The 19,068-nt window shown below is 34.1% G+C and carries 21 protein-coding genes; 16 read left to right on the forward strand and 5 right to left on the reverse strand.

From position 1 onward, the window contains the following. Nucleotides 1-10 precede the first annotated feature (10 nt). Both G9C87_RS10610 and G9C87_RS10615 read left to right on the forward strand, forming a co-directional pair. Nucleotides 11-793, forward strand: a complete 783-nt coding sequence (locus G9C87_RS10610) for an alpha/beta fold hydrolase (protein ID WP_172280833.1) — start codon at nucleotides 11-13, stop codon at nucleotides 791-793. Between the two features lie 127 nt (nucleotides 794-920). Further along, on the forward strand, nucleotides 921-1,724 hold the full coding sequence (locus G9C87_RS10615) for a patatin-like phospholipase family protein (protein WP_172280835.1): 804 nt from the start codon (nucleotides 921-923) through the stop codon (nucleotides 1,722-1,724). A 49-nt stretch (nucleotides 1,725-1,773) separates the two neighbouring features. Here G9C87_RS10615 and G9C87_RS10620 read toward each other — a convergent pair whose 3' ends face one another. Beyond that, nucleotides 1,774-2,778: a DHH family phosphoesterase gene (locus tag G9C87_RS10620; protein ID WP_172281059.1), complete on the reverse strand. Its 1,005-nt coding sequence runs from the start codon at nucleotides 2,776-2,778 to the stop codon at nucleotides 1,774-1,776. A 231-nt stretch (nucleotides 2,779-3,009) separates the two neighbouring features. Here G9C87_RS10620 and rpmH point away from each other — a divergent pair, with 231 nt between their 5' ends. After that, complete coding sequence (gene rpmH, locus G9C87_RS10625; RefSeq protein ID WP_172280837.1) at nucleotides 3,010-3,168, forward strand: 50S ribosomal protein L34; 159 nt, start codon at nucleotides 3,010-3,012, stop codon at nucleotides 3,166-3,168. A 157-nt stretch (nucleotides 3,169-3,325) separates the two neighbouring features. Continuing rightward, a complete protein-coding gene (locus G9C87_RS10630; RefSeq protein ID WP_172280839.1) occupies nucleotides 3,326-4,036 on the forward strand; it encodes a cell division ATP-binding protein FtsE in 711 nt (236 codons plus the stop codon). A gap of 3 nt (nucleotides 4,037-4,039) precedes the next feature. On the opposite strand, the gene G9C87_RS10635 is transcribed toward G9C87_RS10630, so the two are convergent. The 3 genes from G9C87_RS10635 to G9C87_RS10645 are packed head-to-tail and all read right to left on the reverse strand — an operon-like array spanning nucleotide 4,040 to nucleotide 6,775. Next, on the reverse strand, nucleotides 4,040-4,735 hold the full coding sequence (locus G9C87_RS10635) for a tRNA1(Val) (adenine(37)-N6)-methyltransferase (RefSeq protein WP_172280841.1): 696 nt from the start codon (nucleotides 4,733-4,735) through the stop codon (nucleotides 4,040-4,042). Beyond that, complete coding sequence (locus tag G9C87_RS10640; RefSeq protein ID WP_172280843.1) at nucleotides 4,735-6,189, reverse strand: sensor histidine kinase; 1,455 nt, start codon at nucleotides 6,187-6,189, stop codon at nucleotides 4,735-4,737. The genes G9C87_RS10635 and G9C87_RS10640 overlap by 1 nt, the downstream gene beginning before the upstream one ends. Further along, on the reverse strand, nucleotides 6,179-6,775 hold the full coding sequence (locus G9C87_RS10645) for a riboflavin synthase (protein ID WP_172280845.1): 597 nt from the start codon (nucleotides 6,773-6,775) through the stop codon (nucleotides 6,179-6,181). The genes G9C87_RS10640 and G9C87_RS10645 overlap by 11 nt, the downstream gene beginning before the upstream one ends. Nucleotides 6,776-6,824: 49 nt before the next feature. Between G9C87_RS10645 and pdxA the strand changes: the two genes are divergently transcribed. The 12 genes from pdxA to G9C87_RS10705 all read left to right on the forward strand — a co-directional run bounded on the left by pdxA (nucleotide 6,825) and on the right by G9C87_RS10705 (nucleotide 17,536). Next, entirely contained in the window at nucleotides 6,825-7,916 is a 1,092-nt protein-coding gene (pdxA, locus tag G9C87_RS10650; protein ID WP_172280847.1) for a 4-hydroxythreonine-4-phosphate dehydrogenase PdxA, read from the forward strand. An 84-nt stretch (nucleotides 7,917-8,000) separates the two neighbouring features. Continuing rightward, a complete protein-coding gene (locus tag G9C87_RS10655; RefSeq protein WP_172280849.1) occupies nucleotides 8,001-8,531 on the forward strand; it encodes a YceD family protein in 531 nt (176 codons plus the stop codon). A gap of 69 nt (nucleotides 8,532-8,600) precedes the next feature. After that, nucleotides 8,601-8,804, forward strand: coding sequence for a 50S ribosomal protein L32 (gene rpmF / locus G9C87_RS10660; protein ID WP_172280851.1), 204 nt, complete (start codon nucleotides 8,601-8,603; stop codon nucleotides 8,802-8,804). A gap of 123 nt (nucleotides 8,805-8,927) precedes the next feature. Continuing rightward, complete coding sequence (gene accB, locus G9C87_RS10665) at nucleotides 8,928-9,407, forward strand: acetyl-CoA carboxylase biotin carboxyl carrier protein (RefSeq protein ID WP_172280853.1); 480 nt, start codon at nucleotides 8,928-8,930, stop codon at nucleotides 9,405-9,407. Nucleotides 9,408-9,505: 98 nt separating this feature from the next. Next, nucleotides 9,506-10,861: an acetyl-CoA carboxylase biotin carboxylase subunit gene (accC, locus tag G9C87_RS10670; RefSeq protein ID WP_172280855.1), complete on the forward strand. Its 1,356-nt coding sequence runs from the start codon at nucleotides 9,506-9,508 to the stop codon at nucleotides 10,859-10,861. A gap of 101 nt (nucleotides 10,862-10,962) precedes the next feature. Then, nucleotides 10,963-12,210, forward strand: a complete 1,248-nt coding sequence (gene rocD / locus G9C87_RS10675) for an ornithine--oxo-acid transaminase (RefSeq protein WP_172280857.1) — start codon at nucleotides 10,963-10,965, stop codon at nucleotides 12,208-12,210. Further along, nucleotides 12,210-13,001, forward strand: a complete 792-nt coding sequence (locus tag G9C87_RS10680) for a glycosyltransferase family 2 protein (protein WP_172280859.1) — start codon at nucleotides 12,210-12,212, stop codon at nucleotides 12,999-13,001. Before rocD ends, G9C87_RS10680 begins: the two co-directional genes overlap by 1 nt. Continuing rightward, a complete protein-coding gene (locus G9C87_RS10685) occupies nucleotides 12,998-13,762 on the forward strand; it encodes a polysaccharide deacetylase family protein (protein ID WP_172280860.1) in 765 nt (254 codons plus the stop codon). Before G9C87_RS10680 ends, G9C87_RS10685 begins: the two co-directional genes overlap by 4 nt. Nucleotides 13,763-13,801: 39 nt before the next feature. Beyond that, nucleotides 13,802-14,551 (forward strand): glycosyltransferase family 2 protein, encoded by a 750-nt coding sequence (locus G9C87_RS10690; RefSeq protein WP_172280862.1) that lies wholly within the window; start codon nucleotides 13,802-13,804, stop codon nucleotides 14,549-14,551. Nucleotides 14,552-14,555: 4 nt separating this feature from the next. After that, entirely contained in the window at nucleotides 14,556-15,539 is a 984-nt protein-coding gene (locus G9C87_RS10695) for a hypothetical protein (protein WP_172280864.1), read from the forward strand. Between the two features lie 4 nt (nucleotides 15,540-15,543). Next, nucleotides 15,544-16,509, forward strand: coding sequence for a lipopolysaccharide core biosynthesis protein rfaS (locus tag G9C87_RS10700; protein WP_172280866.1), 966 nt, complete (start codon nucleotides 15,544-15,546; stop codon nucleotides 16,507-16,509). Beyond that, complete coding sequence (locus G9C87_RS10705) at nucleotides 16,499-17,536, forward strand: glycosyltransferase (RefSeq protein WP_172280868.1); 1,038 nt, start codon at nucleotides 16,499-16,501, stop codon at nucleotides 17,534-17,536. The genes G9C87_RS10700 and G9C87_RS10705 overlap by 11 nt, the downstream gene beginning before the upstream one ends. 75 nt (nucleotides 17,537-17,611) lie before the next feature. Here G9C87_RS10705 and G9C87_RS10710 read toward each other — a convergent pair whose 3' ends face one another. Then, complete coding sequence (locus G9C87_RS10710; RefSeq protein ID WP_172280870.1) at nucleotides 17,612-19,042, reverse strand: MAC/perforin domain-containing protein; 1,431 nt, start codon at nucleotides 19,040-19,042, stop codon at nucleotides 17,612-17,614. Nucleotides 19,043-19,068: the final 26 nt, after the last annotated feature.

The raw sequence follows: 19,068 nt of genomic DNA on the forward strand, positions 1-19,068 counted from the left end.
TTCTGAACACATGCTGAATTTTGAAAAAACAGGAAACGGAAAGGAAATTTTAGTACTACTCCACGGCTTCATGGAAAATCTTTCTATCTGGAGTGATATGGAGCCGCACTTATCTAAAAATTTCACCCTTTTAAAAATAGATCTCCCTGGTCACGGAAAATCAGAAATTTTGGCTAACGTTCATACGATGGAGCTTATGGCTGATGAAGTAAAAAAGGTTCTAAACGATCAAAAGCTTGAAAAAGTTCACCTGTTAGGACATTCTATGGGAGGCTATACTTCATTGGCATTTGCTGAAAAATTTCCCGAATCAATAAAAAGTCTTACCTTATTTTTTTCCACCTACTTTCCGGATGATGATGAAAAGAAAAAACAACGTATAAAAAGCTACAGAATTATTCAGGAAGCATTTCCTAATTATGCAAAGGCCGGAATTCCTAATTTATTCAACCCTAACGAAAGAGATATCCTTGAAGGCAAAATAGAAACAGCTCTGGAAATTGCACTTTCTACCAATAATATGGGAGCATTAGCCTGCGTAAAAGGAATGGTAGAACGAACGGACAAAAAACATGTTCTGGAAAATCTTGAGGCTAAAATATTAGTCCTCTCAGGAAAGCATGATAATGCAGTAAAAACAGAAACAACCATCAATAACCTTCCGGACAGGACGAATATAAAATCATACATTCTGGATTGCGGACATAACGGACATTGGGAAAAACCAGGCATTTGTGCAGAGATCATTAATACTGAACTTCTTCATAATATGCCGAAAAACTTAGTTTTATAAACATTTAGGCTTTTTGTTTTCCAACACGAGCCATATTATTACTAAATACAGTCAAGCTATTTTATCCTCAATAAGCCCAATTAAGGTTCTGAAATTTCTTGTATATTAGTGAAGATTAATTTTCTCAATGAGCTTATTCTCCTTCAACAAAAAGAAACCTGTAATCGGCTTGACACTTTCCGGTGGAGGCATGCGTGGAATTGCCCATATCGCTGTTTTAAAAGCACTGGAAGAATATAATCTTAAACCCGATATTATTTCAGGAACCAGCGCTGGTTCTATTGTTGGCGCTTTTTACTCTTTCGGAAAAACGCCCGATGAGATGATGGAAATCGTTAAAAGCACCACTTTTTTTTCCAGGTCTTATTTAAAACTTTCCAAAAATGGCATTTTCAGCTCAAATTTTATTTTAAAACTATTTACAGATCACTTTCCTGAGGATGATTTTAAAATCCTGAAAATTCCTGTTTATGTGGCTGCAACAGAAATGACCCACGGCATTGTAAGCTTCTTTTCAGAAGGCCCCCTTTTTCAACCTCTTTTAGCATCTTCAAGCGTTCCGTTTATACTTCCGCCCGTAAGGATTGGTGAAAAAATATATGTAGATGGTGGCGTTTTAGACAATTTACCCATAGAACCAATCATTGATAAATGCGATTTCCTGATTGCATCACATGTGAATTCGATCAGTTATGATGAACTTAAAAAAATGAGTCTGCTAAAGGAATTTGATAGAATTCTCCATTTAGCCATTGCAAAATCGGTTTATTCTAAAGTGAATTCATGTAAGATCTTTCTTGATCCTCCTAAAATGACAAAGTTCAGCTTATTTAACAAAAAATATATGGATGAAATGTTTCAGCAGGTGTATGAATATACATGTGCAGAACTGGAAGACAAGGGATACAGAAAATTAAAAATTGACAATTGAAGCCAGGTTTAATGCTATTTGATTCGTATCTTCCTTCTTCTGTTTCATTTTACAAATTCTCTTCAGCCACTCTGTTTTTAAATATTTCAAGGGTATCCGGTAAAGAATCATTTGATTTACCTCCTGCTGCGTTGATATGCCCTCCTCCATTGAAATACTTCCTTGAAAACTTATTAACATCAACATCATCTTTACTTCTGAAAGAAATTTTGATAAAATCTTCATACAGGTCTTCCATGAAAAATGCAGACATCTTCACTCCGATAATACTCAATCCATAATTAACAAAACCTTCAGTATCTCCTTTTTGGAAGCCATATTCCTGAAGTTCTTTTCTTGTTAAGTATAAAACAGCTACTGTACCCTCATTTACCACTTCTATTCTTCCTAGTATCAGAGCTAAAAGATGCAGACGGGAAACGGTATTGGTATCCCACGTATTAGATGTAATAACGGAAGGATCAGCTCCTTTTTCAATGAGGTTAGCAATAATACGGTGTGTCGTAGCGCTTGTTGAGCGGAAACGAAACCCTCCTGTATCAGTCATGATCCCGGTATAAAGACACTCTGCAATATCTTTATTAACCAAATCCTCATCCTCCATTGCTTCAATAAAATGATAGATCATCTGGGAAGTTGCAGGGATAATGGTATCTGAATATACATAGTCAAACTCTTCAGGCTGCTGATGGTGATCAATGAGAATTTTTTTTGCGGTAGCTTTTACCAGCCAGTCTCCAAGAATGCCAATTCGTGAAGGTGAATTGAAGTCTAGGCAAAAAATAACATCTGCATCATTAATAAGATCAAATGCAACCTTTCTTTTATATTCAGCAACGATATTCTTTCTGGCTTCAGGCATCCATTTCAAAAATTTAGGAAAATCATTAGGCACAACCACTTCTGCCATTATGCCTTTTGCGTGCAAATAATGTTTTAATCCTAAACTGGAACCAATAGCATCTCCATCCGGATTATAATGGGTAAGGATAACTATTTTATTTTCAGGCGTAAGAAGATTCTTTATTTCTAAAAGTTCAGTAGGTATAAACATCATTATGTTCTTTAAATTTGAGTCTCCAAAGATAGAGCTTTTAAATAAATGAGACATACATTAATTTAAATAAGCTGAGGGGCCCTATTTATAGTGAACTTTTCTAATATCACCTTCAGAAACGCTTAAATTAATTTCAAAAAAAAACAATATAAATTTGTAACTTCTAAAAAAATATTTATCTTTGCAACCTGAAAAATAAATAGATAATTACGATTTAAATATATAGTAATGAGTAAAAGAACATTCCAGCCATCAGAAAGAAAAAGAAGAAACAAACACGGTTTCAGAGAAAGAATGTCAACGCCAAACGGTAGAAGAGTTTTGGCTGCAAGAAGAGCTAAAGGCAGAAAGAGTTTAACGATAAGTGCATCTCGCGCTAAGAGATAATCTCGAAATTATCATATACAAATCATGCTTGAAAAGAAGTTTTTCAGGCATTTTTTGTTGTTAAAATTTACTAAAATTTAGGTTCTTTAAGTTTCTTTTTTCTATTTTTAAAATCTGAAAAGATTTTTTTTAGAAATCGCCCTCTTAAAATTAAATTATGCCACATACAAATATCTCAGGAGACAGCATTATAAGTTTACAGCATGCAAAGATTGCTCAAAAAAACTTTACTGTTCTTTCTGACGTTAATCTCAATATTAAAAAAGGAAGATTTTGCTATCTTATCGGAAAAACAGGATCAGGAAAAAGCTCACTTTTAAAGACATTGTACGGGCATATTCCATTGGCATCAGGACACGGAGATGTAGTAGGTTTTGATCTTGCTAAAATGAGAACATCTGACATCCCTAACCTGAGAAGAAAATTAGGAATTGTTTTCCAGGACTTTCAGTTACTTTCAGACAGAACAGTGGAAAAGAATTTAAAATTTGTTCTTGAGGCTACAGGATGGAGTGATAAAATCAAAATGGAAGACCGTATCAACGAAGTTCTTGGAAGCGTGAACATGAAGAGCAAAAAGCATAAAATGCCACATGAACTTTCAGGAGGAGAGCAACAACGTATAGCTATTGCAAGAGCTTTATTAAATCATCCGGATCTTATTCTTGCGGATGAACCTACCGGAAACCTTGATCCGGAAACGTCTAATGAAATCATGACTTTACTTAAGCAGGTTGCTTTAGAAAACGGAGCTGCAGTAGTGATGGCTACTCACGATTATCATATGATCCAAAACTTCCCTGGTGAAGCGATCAGATGTGAAGATGGAAAGGTATCCGTACTTGATACTACGGAATTATTCGAATAATTTTCATTTACTAAAAACATGAAACTCTTTAGTGAGTTCTAAATATTGGTCCGAGTATTTTCTCGGACTTTTTTCTATCACCAATTCAGAGTCTTCGACGTCACCTTCCCGTAAGGAGAATTCCAATATCAATCTTTTAACTTTTGAATGTTCAATTCCTTTGATCTGAATTCTTCTGAACAAAAACAAATGATATTCTTTTGCAAGTCCAATGAAATCCACTCCCTCCTCAACAGGAATGATCACCGAAAAAACACCCCTTACAGACAACAACGAAGGAATTCTGGAGATTAGTTCTCTGAAATTCAACTCAACTGTCTGCCTGGCAATTTTATCCTTACCGGAATCAGACTCTTCAAAATACGGAGGATTGGAAACAATAAGATCAAATGTATCTTTTGATTCAAAAGTTTTAAAATCCTGATGAATATTTTTCAATCTTCCACTGAAAACCGAATTCCGGAAATTCTTCCGGGTTAATTCAACAGCACCAATCTGAATATCCAACCCTAAAAACACAGCATTAAGATTCCTTTGAGCAAGCATTAAAGATATCAAGCCTGTACCGGTTCCTACCTCAAGAACTTTGGCTGCCCGATCGACACTAGCTAAAGCACCTAACAAAACACCATCAGTCCCTACACGAAAAACATCCGGGGATTGCTGAATATCAAACTGCTTAAACTTAAAAGGTTTCACTATAGATTGGTCGGTAGTGTTATAGTAAATGTAGAACCTTTATCAACTTCTGATTTTACAGAAATTTCACCTTTATAATCTTCCACCATTTTTCTTACCATGGAGAGCCCTAATCCCATCCCACTGTTTTTGGACGTGAAATTAGGTTCAAAAATCCTTTCATACATATTATCCGGAATACCTACTCCGTTATCCTGCACAGAGATCATTACTCTTCTTTGATGCTGCTCTATATCAACATTGATAATTAATTTTCTATCTTCGCTCTGAGCCTGCTTCGCATTGGTAACAAGGTTGGTAATAATCCTGGAAAGATAGATCCTGTCCATGTTGATCATGATATTTGCCTTGTTGGTATGAACGAAAACACTGTCATCACTGAAAACACGTAGAATATCAGCAACCTCCGCATTCAGGTTGATGGTCTCATTATTTTTTTCGGGAAGCTTCGCAAATTCTGAAAAAGCAGAGGCTACGGTAGCAATCAAATCGATCTGATCAACCATCGTTTTACTCATCATTTTCACCCTTTCCGTCACATTAGGATCCTGAGGATCAAACTTCCTTTCAAAATTCTGGATGGTAAGCTTCATCGGAGTCAAAGGATTTTTTACTTCATGGGCTACTTGTTTCGCCATTTCTCTCCACGCTTCCTCTGATGCTTTGAACCTAAGCCTTTCTTTTTGATCCTGAATCTGAAGTATCATTCTGTTATAAGCTCTTGCCAAAGCATTTAGCTCATCATTTTTATAATATCTGATAGGACGCATTTCATTCTCAAAAAGAGTAATACGCGTAATCATATCAGAGAATTTCGTAATATTTTTAGCCAAACTGTTTGAGGTTACCCAACTAATCCAGATACTGAATATAATAAGAAAGAAATCAACCAAAAGGATATATTTAACATATTGGTGAAGCACTTCCAGATAAGCGGATTCATTATGATATAAAGGAATATATACAATTCCTATAGGCTCCAGAACATTATTTTTTAGGATCATATAAGAGGATGTGAATACCGCATCCTTTGCCTGATCATATCCTTTAATATCCACTCTGGCATCAGTCGCCAGGATTCGATTAACAATATCTACGGGAATTGATTTTTGAGATACTAACCCCTGATCTCTGTTGGAAAGAAGATAATGTCCTTTCAAATCATAAATCACAATATCATGCTGATTGATATCTGCAATTTCAAAAATTTTATTTCCTAAAACCTGAGGGAGATCTTTAGTTTCGAGTACCGTACTGCTTACTTCATAATCCAGAAAGCGCATTACAGCACTGGTTTTCTCCTGCATGTCAATTTTGCTTTGTTGCAAAGAATGGTTTCTCAAAACAAAGTAAGGAACGAGAGATGAAGCAACAACACTTAAAAGACATACCAGCAAGAAACCGAAAAACACTCGATTCCTCAAGCTATATCCTTTGTACTTATTAATTGCCATTCTGTTTTTTAATTAACCTAGCAATATACTTACCAATTATGTCAAATTCAAGATTAACTTTATCACCTATTTTTAAATATTGCATATTCGTAAACTCCCAGGTATATGGAATAATTGCGACAGAAAATTGGAAATCCTCACTTTTAGCAACGGTAAGACTTATTCCATTCATAGTAATTGATCCCTGAGGCACTGTTACAAAATCACCGTCACTATCATATTTTACTGTAATGAAATAGCTCCCGTCTTTATTTTCGATTCCTACAACCTCACCTGTCTTGTCCACATGTCCCTGTACAATATGCCCATCCAGTCTGCCATCCATCTTCATACAACGTTCAAGATTTACTACTGTTCCCACTTCCCATTTTCCAAGATTAGTCTTTTCCAGAGTCTCATTAATTGCTGTTACAACATATTGGTCATTCTTAATTTCCACAACCGTCAAACAACATCCGTTATGTGCAAGACTTTGATCTATTTTTAACTCATTGGTAAAAGGGCAGGTTAATGTAAAGTCGATATTACTTCCTTTTTCTTCAATTTTCTCAATAACTCCAACTGCTTCAATAATTCCTGTGAACATATTATTTTTTGCTAAATTTGTAAAATTATAATCTTCAAAGATAATCAAAATGAGTCCAAAAAACTATAAAGTACGAGTAGGAATTTCAATAGGTGATTTCAATGGCATCGGCCCTGAGATCATTATGAAGTCTTTGAAAGACAAAACGATCACAGATTTTTTCACTCCTGTAATCTTCGGATCCGGGAAATTATTTACCTATCAAAAGAATATTTTCAAACTGAATCTGAACTTCAATTATATCAATGAAGCATCTCAGGCTCAGGCGGGAAAACTGAATATGGTCAATCTTGCCAAGGAAAATTCTAATGTAGAGTTGGGAACTCCTACCGAAGAATCCACCCAAATGGCAATATCCTCTCTGGAGGCTGCTACAGAAGCTTTAATCAAAGGAGACATTGACGTACTTGTTACCGCGCCTATCAATAAGGATGAAATGATGAAACTAGGCTTTAAACATGCTGGACATACTGGATATTTTGAAGAAAAATTCAATAAAAAAGGCTTAATGTTTTTAGTAACGGATGATTTAAAAGTAGCCGTTTCTACGCATCATATTCCTTTAGCTAAGGTAGCCGAAAGTATTTCGAAAGAAAAAATCAAAAAACAGATCAAAGCCTTAAACCAAACTTTAATTGAAGATTTCTGTATTCAAAAACCAAAAATTGCCGTATTAGGACTGAATCCCCATTCCGGAGACGGAGGAGTAATTGGCAGCGAGGAAATAGAGATTATCGGACCAGCCATCAAAGAACTTTCAGACAATGGAGTTTTAGCTTTCGGACCATTTCCTGCGGACAGTTTTTTCCAACCCAATAAATATAAAAACTTCGATGCTGTTTTAGCAATGTACCATGATCAGGGCCTTGCTCCTTTCAAAACACTGGCTTATGAAGAAGGTGTAAATTATACTGCAGGACTACCTTTTATCAGAACTTCTCCCGACCATGGAGTCGCTTATGATATTGCAGGAAAAAATATCGCCGATGAACAGAGTTTTACAGAAGCTATTTTTACAGCTATTAAAATTTTTAAGAACAGAAGCGAATATAACGATCTTATGAGCAACAGGATGCAGCCAAGAAAAATGGCTGTAGATAATGGAATAGATGAAGATCTTCCTGATGAAAATGAAGCATAACTCTTCCAAACACATTTAAAATTAATTTGTTTGATATTTTATTTGTAATTATAAAAAAAATGCATATTTTTGCACACTCATTTTATGGACAAGTTAAGAAACTATGACGTAAGCTTTTCCGGATTAAAAAACGGCAAGCATCAGTTCAAATTTGAGATAGACCAATCGTTCTTTCAATTATTTGACACTGAACAGGAATTTACAAATCCTAGAATAACAGTAGATGTTCTTTTGGAAAAGCATACTACTTTTTTAGAGTTTGAAATAAAAATTGATGGAACCGTAGAATTGGTTTGCGATATTACAAGCGCCGATTTTGACCATCAGATTGAAAATGAAATTAAAGTCCTGGTCAAGTTTGGAGAAGAATATGATGATAGTGACGAAAACGTTATTACTATTCCAAGCTCGGACCACGCTTTCAATGTAGCACAGTTGATTTACGAAAATGTAGTACTTTCCATACCTATGAAAAAAGTATCTCCTGACGTAAGTGATGAAGATTTAAAAATTTTGGACCAGTTCAGTCCTAAAGATATTGAAGAAAAAGAAGAGGAAGAACATGAGAGTGACCCAAGATGGGAAGCTTTAAAAAAATTAAAAGATAAAAATTAAAATAATTTAAATATGATGAGATGATGAAAAAAATCTCATCGCTCATCAAATTAAAAAAGTTATTACACAATGGCACATCCAAAGAGAAGACAGTCGTCCACAAGAAGAGATAAGAGAAGAACTCACTACAAAGCAGTAGTTCCTCAATTAGCGAAAGATGCAACTACAGGTGAACACCACCTTTATCACAGAGCTCACTGGCATGAAGGAAAACTTTACTATAGAGGTAAAGTAGTACTAGAGAAAACAGTGGAAACTACTGAAGAAAACTAAGAGGTAAATTTAAAAAAACCTCATTTTAATACAAAAATCGCCCAATTTCATCAAAATTGGGCGATTTTTTGTTGTTTTTTATGTTTTTTTGGTATCTTTGGCTCAAAATCAAATATCAAATTTATGGACATTAAAGACATACAAAATCTTATTAAGTTTGTATCTAAAGCCGAAGTTTCAGAGGTTAAATACAAGACTAAAGATTTCGAAATCACTATTAAAACTCCATTAGCAGGAAGCGAAGTAAACTATGCACAACCAGCAGTTTACCACACTGCTCCTCAGCAAGTAGCAGCTCCTGTACAAACTCCAGCTGCCACTACTCCAACTGAAAAAGTAGAAGCAGCTTCTGATGACAGCAAGTATTTAACTATTAAGTCTCCAATGATTGGTACTTTCTACAGAAAGCCATCTCCAGATAAAGACGTTTTTGTAAATGTAGGTGATGAAGTTTCCAACGGAAAAATCGTTTGTGTAATTGAAGCAATGAAATTATTCAACCAGATAGAATCTGAGATCAGCGGTAAAATCGTTAAGATATTGGTAGACGATGCTACTCCTGTAGAGTACGACCAACCTTTATTCCTAGTAGATCCATCTTAATTTAGAAGTTAGATGTTAGACATTGGATGTTAGATTAAATTCTACATTAAAATAACATTATCTAATTTTCAAATTATCTAATTTTCAAATTGAAGAAGATGTTCAAAAAAATATTAATAGCCAACCGTGGCGAGATTGCAATGCGTATTCTTCGTACTTGCAAAGAAATGGGGATCAAAACCGTTGCAGTTTACTCTACTGCAGATAAAGACAGTCTTCACGTAAGATTTGCCGATGAGGCAGTTTGTATTGGTCCTGCAATGAGCAAAGACTCATACCTTAAAATTCCAAATATCATTGCTGCTGCAGAAATTACTAATGCAGATGCTATTCACCCTGGTTATGGATTCCTATCTGAAAATGCGAATTTTTCTAGAATCTGTCAGAAAAATGGGATTAAGTTTATTGGTGCTTCCCCAGAACAAATTGAGAAAATGGGTGACAAGGCGAACGCCAAAGCAACCATGAAGGCTGCAGGTGTGCCATGTGTTCCAGGTTCTGACGGTCTTATTGAATCATATGAGCATGCAGTGAAAGTTGCTGAAGAAACAGGATATCCTGTAATGATCAAAGCAACTGCCGGTGGAGGTGGAAAAGGAATGAGAGCTGTCTGGAAAGCAGAAGATCTTAAGGAGCATTGGGATTCTGCCATTCAGGAGGCTGTAGCCGCTTTTGGAAACGGAGGTATGTACATGGAAAAATTAATTGAAGAGCCTAGACATATCGAAATTCAGGTTGCAGGAGATCAATATGGTAAAGCCTGTCACCTTTCTGAAAGAGACTGTTCTGTACAAAGAAGAAATCAAAAATTGACAGAAGAAACTCCTTCTCCGTTTATGACCGATGAACTTCGTGAGAAAATGGGTGCGGCAGCAGTAAAAGCAGCTGAATTCATTGGTTACGAAGGTGTGGGAACAATCGAATTCCTGGTGGACAAACACAGAAATTTCTATTTCATGGAAATGAACACAAGGATCCAGGTAGAACACCCTATTACCGAGCAGGTAATTGATTATGATTTGATCAGGGAACAGATCCTGTTAGCTGCAGGAACTCCAATATCAGGAATCAATTATTACCCGAAATTACATTCAATTGAATGTAGAATTAATGCTGAAGATCCATATGCTGACTTCAGACCTTCTCCAGGAAAAATAACAGGATTAAATATCCCTGGGGGACATGGAATCAGAGTAGACACTCATGTTTACTCAGGATATACGATCCCTTCTAATTACGACTCTATGATTGCAAAGCTAATTACTACGGCTCAAACCCGTGAAGAAGCAATTGCTAAAATGAGACGTGCATTGGAAGAGTTTTATATTGAAGGAGTAAAAACAACGATTCCTTTCCACAGACAATTAATGGATGACGAAAATTATCTTGCAGGAAACTACACTACAAAGTTCATGGAAGACTTTGTAATGGATAGAAAATATGATAATCATTAAGATTATTTAATATAAAAAACAGAAACTGCCTCAAATCGGGGCAGTTTTTTATTGATACCTTATCATATTAAATTATTAACTTTGTACAAAACCAAAAGAATATGTCAACAGTAGAAACAGAAAAAAATTCACAGTATTTTATCGACCTTGAAGACAAGCATGGAGCACATAATTACCATCCTCTTCCCGTAGTTTTAGACCGAGGAGAAGGTGTATTTGTATGGGATGTAGAAGGCAGGAAATATTATGATTTTCTTTCAGCATATTCTGCCGTAAACCAGGGCCACTCCCATCCAAAAATCGTAGATGCTTTAGTTAATCAGGCTAAAAAGCTTGCCCTTACCTCAAGAGCTTTTTACAATTCAAAATTAGGAGAGTACGAAAAGAAGATTACTACTTTATTTGGTTTTGATAAAGTGTTACCCATGAACTCTGGTGCTGAAGCAGTAGAAACAGCAGTGAAACTTGCCAGAAAATGGAGTTATGAAGTTAAAGGTATTTCAGAAAATGCAGCGAAAATAATTGTTTGCGAAAATAATTTCCATGGTAGAACAACTACTATTGTTTCATTTTCTAACGATCCGGATGCGAATCAAAATTATGGGCCTTTTACCCCGGGTTTTATTAAAATCGCATATAATGATCTTTCAGCTCTGGAAGAAGTATTAAACAATAAAGCAGAAAATATTGCCGCATTTTTAGTTGAGCCCATTCAGGGTGAAGCCGGAGTGTATGTTCCGGATGAGGGCTTTCTTAAAGGAGCTTCTGAGCTGTGTAAAAAACATAATGTTCTTTTTATTGCGGACGAAGTACAGACGGGTATTGCAAGAACCGGGAAACTGATTGCCTGTTACCATGAAAATGTGCAGCCAGATATCCTGATTTTAGGGAAAGCACTTTCAGGAGGAATGTATCCTGTATCTGCTGTTCTTGCTAACAATGAAATCATGAACGTTATTAAACCCGGACAGCACGGTTCAACATTTGGAGGAAATCCAATAGCCTGTGCAGTAGCCGTAGCAGCTTTAGATGTTGTAGCAGATGAGAACTTATCTGAAAGAGCCGAACAATTAGGACAGCTTTTCAGAAATGAGATTCAAAAATTAATTGAAAAATCTGACCTTATTACTAAAGTACGAGGTAAAGGATTGTTAAATGCGATTCTAATCAATGATACTCCTGACAGTTCTACAGCGTGGAACCTGTGTCTGAAATTAAAAGAAAACGGACTGCTTGCCAAGCCTACTCACGGAAATATCATCAGATTAGCACCACCTTTGGTCATTACAGAGGAGCAGTTACTTGATTGTATAGAAATCATTAAAAAAACGATTCTCGAGTTTAAATAATGTCTCTTACTCTGGCTGTCATTACTTATAATGAAGAGCATAACATTGCAAGACTTTTAGATTCCCTTTATAATATCGTCGATGAAATTATAATCGTCGATAGCTATTCAACTGATCGCACAAAAGAAATTGTCCTTCAACAATATCCCGAGGTCAAGTTTTTTGAAAAGAAATTTAACGGGTATGGTGAACAGAAAAACCATGCCCTTTCATTATGTTCTGGTGAATGGATTTTATTTCTGGACGCTGATGAAGTCCCTGATAAGGAACTAAGAAATTCTATCAGGCATGTAACGTCGTTAAATAATCCTGAATATCATATTTATAAGACGAAATTTAATAACCACCTAGGGACTCATTTGATAAGGTATGGAGGCTGGGGAACTGTATCCCGAGAAAGATTGTTCAGGAAGGATTCGGCAAAATATTCAGATGATAAAGTACATGAATATCTGATCTCTGATAAAAAAGCAGGAAATCTCGATGGCAGGCTTGATCACTATACCTACAGAAGTATACATTGCCATGTATCAAAAATCAATAAATATTCTGATATGATGGCCGAGAAAATGTTTGAAAAAGGAAAAAGAATCAAGCGTTTTAAGGTTATTGTAAGCCCTGTTTTCGAATTTATAAAAGTTTTTATCTTTAAATTTGGCTTCCTGGATGGGTTTGCCGGATACTATATCGCTAAAACTATGTCTTATTATACATTTCTCAAGTACATTAAACTTCGTGAAAAAATAAAATTAGAAGAACTTGAAAAAAAATACCACAAGAAAGCCCTATGATGTTATACCTAATTATTATATCTATTATATTGGTATTGTTAGTGATACATTTCAGACTCTATCTCATTTTCTTCACTGAAAACAGATTGATTATCCTCATGTACCACCAGATAGGAGAAAAAAGTACAGATGCCCTCATGGTAAGCCTTGATAATCTTGAGCGTCAGTTTAAATATCTGAAAGACAAAAATTACACTTCTAAATTCTTTTCGGATATCAACATTCCGACTAAGAATAGCATTATATTAACCTTCGATGATGGTTATAAAAATAATTTCGACTATCTCCCTTCCCTATTGGAAAAATACAACTTAAAAGCTGTTATATTTATTCCTACAAAATTTATTCAGGAGGGATACAAAGATTATCCCATGATGACTTTTGAAGATATCAGAAATCTTGATCCGAATTATTTTGAGATTGCCTTGCATACTCATGCTCATGAAAATCTGAGAACATTAACACCAGAAGAAACCGAAAAGGATCTTGAAACAAATATGCAAATTCTCAATGACCATCATATTAGGTATAAAAAGATCCTCGCTTATCCTTATGGAAAATACCCCAAGAAAGGTGAGGATAAGAAAAAGCTTTTTTTTACCTTAAAAAAGTTGGGAATTGATTTCGCCGTAAGAATTGGAAACAGAGTAAATTACTATCCATCTAAGAAATATGAGCTATGTAGAATAGATATAAAAGGGGATGACTCCATAGAAAAATTCAAATTAAAACTTATCTTTGGAAAATTAAAACTGTTTTAGAAGACCTAACTTTAATGGTTTTCAAACATCTAAATGGTTATGATAAATATAAGCGGCTTAATCATAACATATAACGAGGAAAAGAATATACAGGAAGTCCTTGAATGTTTTGATTTTTGTGATGAAATTATAATTGTAGATTCTTTTAGCACCGATAAAACCTTAGATATTGCTAAAGCTAATCCTAATGTAAAAATCATCCAAAACAAATTTGAAGATTTTACTAAACAAAGAAACATAGCTCTGGATCAGGCTAAAAATGATTGGGTCCTATTTCTGGATGGTGATGAAAGAATTACCCCGGATCTTAAAGCTGAAATAATTAATGAACTTGAAAAACCGGACAAAAAAGATGCTTATTATTTTTACAGAAAATTCTTCTTTGCAGGGAAACCTATTCATTATTCAGGAACCCAGACTGACAAGAACTTCAGATTGTTCAGAAAGTCAAAGGCGAGATATATTTCAGAAAAAAAAGTACATGAAACATTAGAAGTTTCCGGAACAATTGGAGAATTGAAGAATAAACTACTTCATTTTTCCGTTTCAGATTATGAGTCTTATAAAAATAAAATGATTCATTATGGAATTCTGAAAGGACAGGAACTATCAAATAAAGGAAAAAAATTTAATCTAATAACACAATATTCCAAAACAGCGTTCAAGTTTTTCAAGGCATACATTTTGCGGTTAGGAATATTAGATGGAAAAGAAGGTTATCAGCTTTCATATTTGCAGGCGTTAAGCACTTATGAAACGTATGAATCATTAAAAAAGGAACAAAAATAGTTGAATGAAGATTTGTGTAATTAGTTATGATTTTTGGGGCTACGACAAACATATTGTAGATACACTATGTAAAAAGGGTATTGATGCACATCATATTAAAATCGGAAACGTTACGCATTCAAACTTTCAGGAGAGAGCAACTAATGCCATCAGTAAGGTTTTTTTAAATAAGAACCTGAAAACGGAGAAAAGACAACAGTTTGTTATCGATTCGCTTGCAGCATTAGGCCCTCAGGATCAAATTTTGGTTCTAAATCCTGACACATTTGATATATCTACTCTTCAGGAAATTAAGGCATACAGCAAAAGACTTATTACTTATCTATACGATAGCCTTGAAAGGCTCCCTGTTGAAATTGAAAAACTTAAGCTTTTTGATAAAATTTTTTCATTTGATATTATTGATGTTAAAAAACACGCTTTTGAAAAGCTGACCAATTATATTTATCTGGATCACCATTCTTCGGAGGAGCAGAATCCGGAAATGGATCTTTTCTATATTACATCCTACGATAATAAAAGAGTCTCTTTTATTAAGTTACTTACGAAGAAGTTAATCGCTTTGAATTTAAAATTTCAAATTATGATTATCGGTAAGAAAAGCTGGAAAAATCAACTAAAGAATTTATTTATTACTGTGCCGGAAAGCTTATCCATTATCTTTAGTATCAAGAAAATTTCCCATCAGGATCTTCCGGGATATTATAAAAACTCGAAAGCCCTACTCGATCTTACACGGGAAAACCAACACGGATTAAGTTTCAGGGTTTTTGAAGCAATGGCACTCGAAAAGAAAATCATTACCGACAACAAAGCTATTAAAGACTACGACTTTTATAATCCCAACAACATCCTAGTTCTAGATGAAACCTGCAGTAATCTGAATACCCAATTTTTTGAACAGCCGTACGAGAAGATTCCAGACAATATTTATTACTTTTACACAATTGATAATTGGACTAATAAATTATTTGATTTGAATAATTGAGAATATGAAAAAGAAACTCCTATTTATAGCTCCGGGGTATTATGGTTTTAATGAAGTTGTGTTTGATGGTTTGAAAAAATATAGTGAATGTGAGGTTACTCATATTAATTCTACTCTACCATATCAATATAAAAATATTTTTGAAAAAGTATATAATTTTTTTCTGAAAACGTTTCTAAGAAAAAACTTAAAAAATATTAAAAGAGGACAGCACATCCAACATATAATTAACAGTAATGATTATGATATACTACTTGTTAACAGGCCCGATGTATTAAGTCAAGCTGACTTAGCTTCAGCACTACAAAAATCTAAAGTCTCAATTGTTTTATTTTGGGATAGTATTAAAAAAATTCCAGCTCAAAAAGAATATATTAACCAATTTAATATTTGTTGTAGTTTTGATTCTGAAGATTGTGAACATTATCATTTACATTATATAACAAACTTTTATTTTGTTAAAAATAAAGGTACTGCTGTAAAATATGATGTAAGCTATTTAGCAACTTATGATCAAAGAATAGAGGAGACAATTCATTTTTTTGATTATTTTAATTCTAACAACATTTCTGCAAAAGGAAAAATTTTCACATATAAATCAGTCCCAATCAAAGAAGATTTACCCGATAATATAGAAGTAATTCATGAGATTATTCCTTTTTCAAAATCATATAAATATTATCTGGACAGTAAGATAATCCTGGATCTAGCCCATCCTCACCAAAAGGGATTATCTTTTAGGCCTTATGAAGCTTTAGGGCTGAGCAAGAAACTAATTACAACGAATAAAGAGATTATTAACTATGATTTTTATAACCCTAATAACATCCTTGTCGTTGAAAATGTAAAAAATTTGATCATCCCTGAGAATTTTATTACAAATGCATATGAGGAGCCTTTAGATTGGATCAAAGAAAAATATTACATTAAAAACTGGATAAAATCAATAATTTCTTTAAATGAAAACTAAAATATACTTTGTATGTCCTAATAATAAGTTTGCCAGCGGAGGTGTAAAGCAAATCTATCGACAGGTAGAAACACTTAACCGGAATGGCTTTAATGCCGTTATTTTACATAAAAAAATTGGTAAAAAAGATGATTGGTTTAAGACGGAGGTACCAATTGAATATAGCCCATACCTATTCAAAAAACTAAAATATTCATACAAAGAGAAAAAAGTTAACTTTTTTAGAAAAATAGCACTTTCCTTTCTTCAAAGGAAAAGTAAAAAAATTGAAAAAGATTCTATCCTGGTATTCCCTGAAATATATGGTCCACACATACACAATATTGAAAAAGACATTTCAAAGGTTATTTTCAATCAGAACTGCTACTATACTTTTGGATATTTTTCTATACATGAAGATTATCAAATAAACCCATATAATCACCCAAAAACGCTTGCTACTGTAGTTGCTTCAGAGGACGCTCTTAATTATATGAAATTTACGTTCCCTTTATCCAATATATTAAAAATGAGATTGGGAGTGGATTCAAGTGTTTTTAATTTTCACGATAGAAGAGAAAAGCAGATTTGTTTTATGCCAAGAAAACTGGGGGATGATGTTACACAGGTAATTTCAATCTTAAAACAAAGGAAATCTTTAAATGGCTGGAACCTTGTTCCGATAGATAATAAAACTGAGGAAGAAGTTGCGAATATTATGAAAGAAAGTATTCTATTTTTAAGTTTTAATCACAAAGAGGGCTTTGGTTTACCTCCTGTAGAAGCTATGGCCTGTGGTTGCTATGTTATAGGATATCGGGGGCAAGGAGGAAAAGAATATTTTAAAAATGATTTCTCAAGTCCTGTTGAAGATGGAAATATTATTGAGTTTGTCCAAAAAATAGAAGAAGTATTGAAATCTTATGAAAATAATCCTTCAGAGATCTTGCATAAAGGAAAAATGGCTTCAGACTTTGTTTCCCAAAATTATAATTTGAAAAATGAGGAACTGGATACCGTAAATATTTGGAATAGGATACTTTCGTAAATGAGCAAATATATAAAAAGCTGCCTGAAGATTCAGACAGCCTTTTTTATTTTTAATTGTTTTAATATAAAAAAATTAATTTACCGGGGCATAAAATTCGATTCCTTCATTAACCCAATAACTAGATGGACCTAAGTTTGGATTTGTAGAAAGATAATGATCACCCGTATTTCTTGCTTTATAGTTATATATAGCTACCCTTCCAGCGCCAGGTTCTTTATATGCATAAAAGGCTAACCCCATGTAGATGTTCCAATAAGAAGTAGGTTGCAACGTACTGCTTTTTGAAAAATAGTGCTCTGATCCTGAAGTACTTTTGTAGCAATAAATAGGAATTGTATTAGGAGCTTTGTACCTAAAGGCTCTAAATGTTGGCCCTTCATTCGTCCAATAACTGGATGGTTGCAAATTAGTTTCGAAAGAAAAGTAATGATCACTACTTGGATCATTTTTATAACCATATAACATAGTGGTAGTATAATCTAAAGACACTTGATTATCAATCAAATATTGATCAACATAGGCTTTAAGCTGCGCCTTTTTAACTGGATCCTTTACCAAATCATAAATAATAACCAATCCATTATTCCCAAAATCTACCAAAACAGAGTTATTCGGTGTTGAACTATTTTGCCAGTTTGAAATATTAATCTTAGGATTACTTTGGTCTAAATTTAACTCTCCCATTAACCCTTTCGATGGATCTCCTCCTCTTGTCTTATAAGAAAGCTTTTTAGAATAATTTTTATTAGAGCTTGAAGTTTCAACATCATTGTTAACATTAACATCAACAATAGATGCTACAGCAACCTTAACTCCCACTCTAGCAGCATATTCACGATTTTCATTAGTCGTTTCGGATTGGAATAAAATATCCATTTTTGCTCCTGTATAAATATCTAATAATACGTGAGTCCCATAATCATTAACAATTTGTTGTGGGGTTTTAGTTTGTAAGTCCTGAGTAAACTCTGGTGTCAAATAGTTTGCTAAAACATCAGATGTGGTATTAAACCTTAGTCTCTTTTGTTTAATTGTAAGATTATAACTTCCATATATATATTTAGCATCAAATTTATTATTATTGGTTACAGCTAAATTAAAAGATGCAGAGAGAACTTTTTTAAACAATGGAAATCCTACTGTAGCACCTACTTTAGTTGATACCATTTTAGAATAAGCTTCTGCATTTTCTCCGTATTCTTCTTTATACTCCTGAGTAGCTACATTCTCAGTTACTAATCTGGAAGCCTGCTCTGCTTTAAATCTTGCTATATCAATTACCTGAAATCCGGCAGCATTGGCATTAGCATATTCACCAGTTGCATTATACCCATGTCCTAAAACATCATATATGCCATCTCCAGCAGATTTTCCCGCTGCTGAACGATTCAGGCGGTTCAAGTTTTCTGGTGTGGCCTCATTATTAAGTTCTTCTGTAGAACATGAAGCTAGAAAAAGCATTAGTATAGCACTAATACAAAATGAAAATTGTTTTTTTATCATATTTCTTTTTTTGCAAAAATAAAATT

The sequence above is a fragment of the Chryseobacterium sp. LAM-KRS1 genome (assembly GCF_013184525.1).
GTDB classification, from domain to species: Bacteria; Bacteroidota; Bacteroidia; order Flavobacteriales; family Weeksellaceae; genus Chryseobacterium; species Chryseobacterium proteolyticum.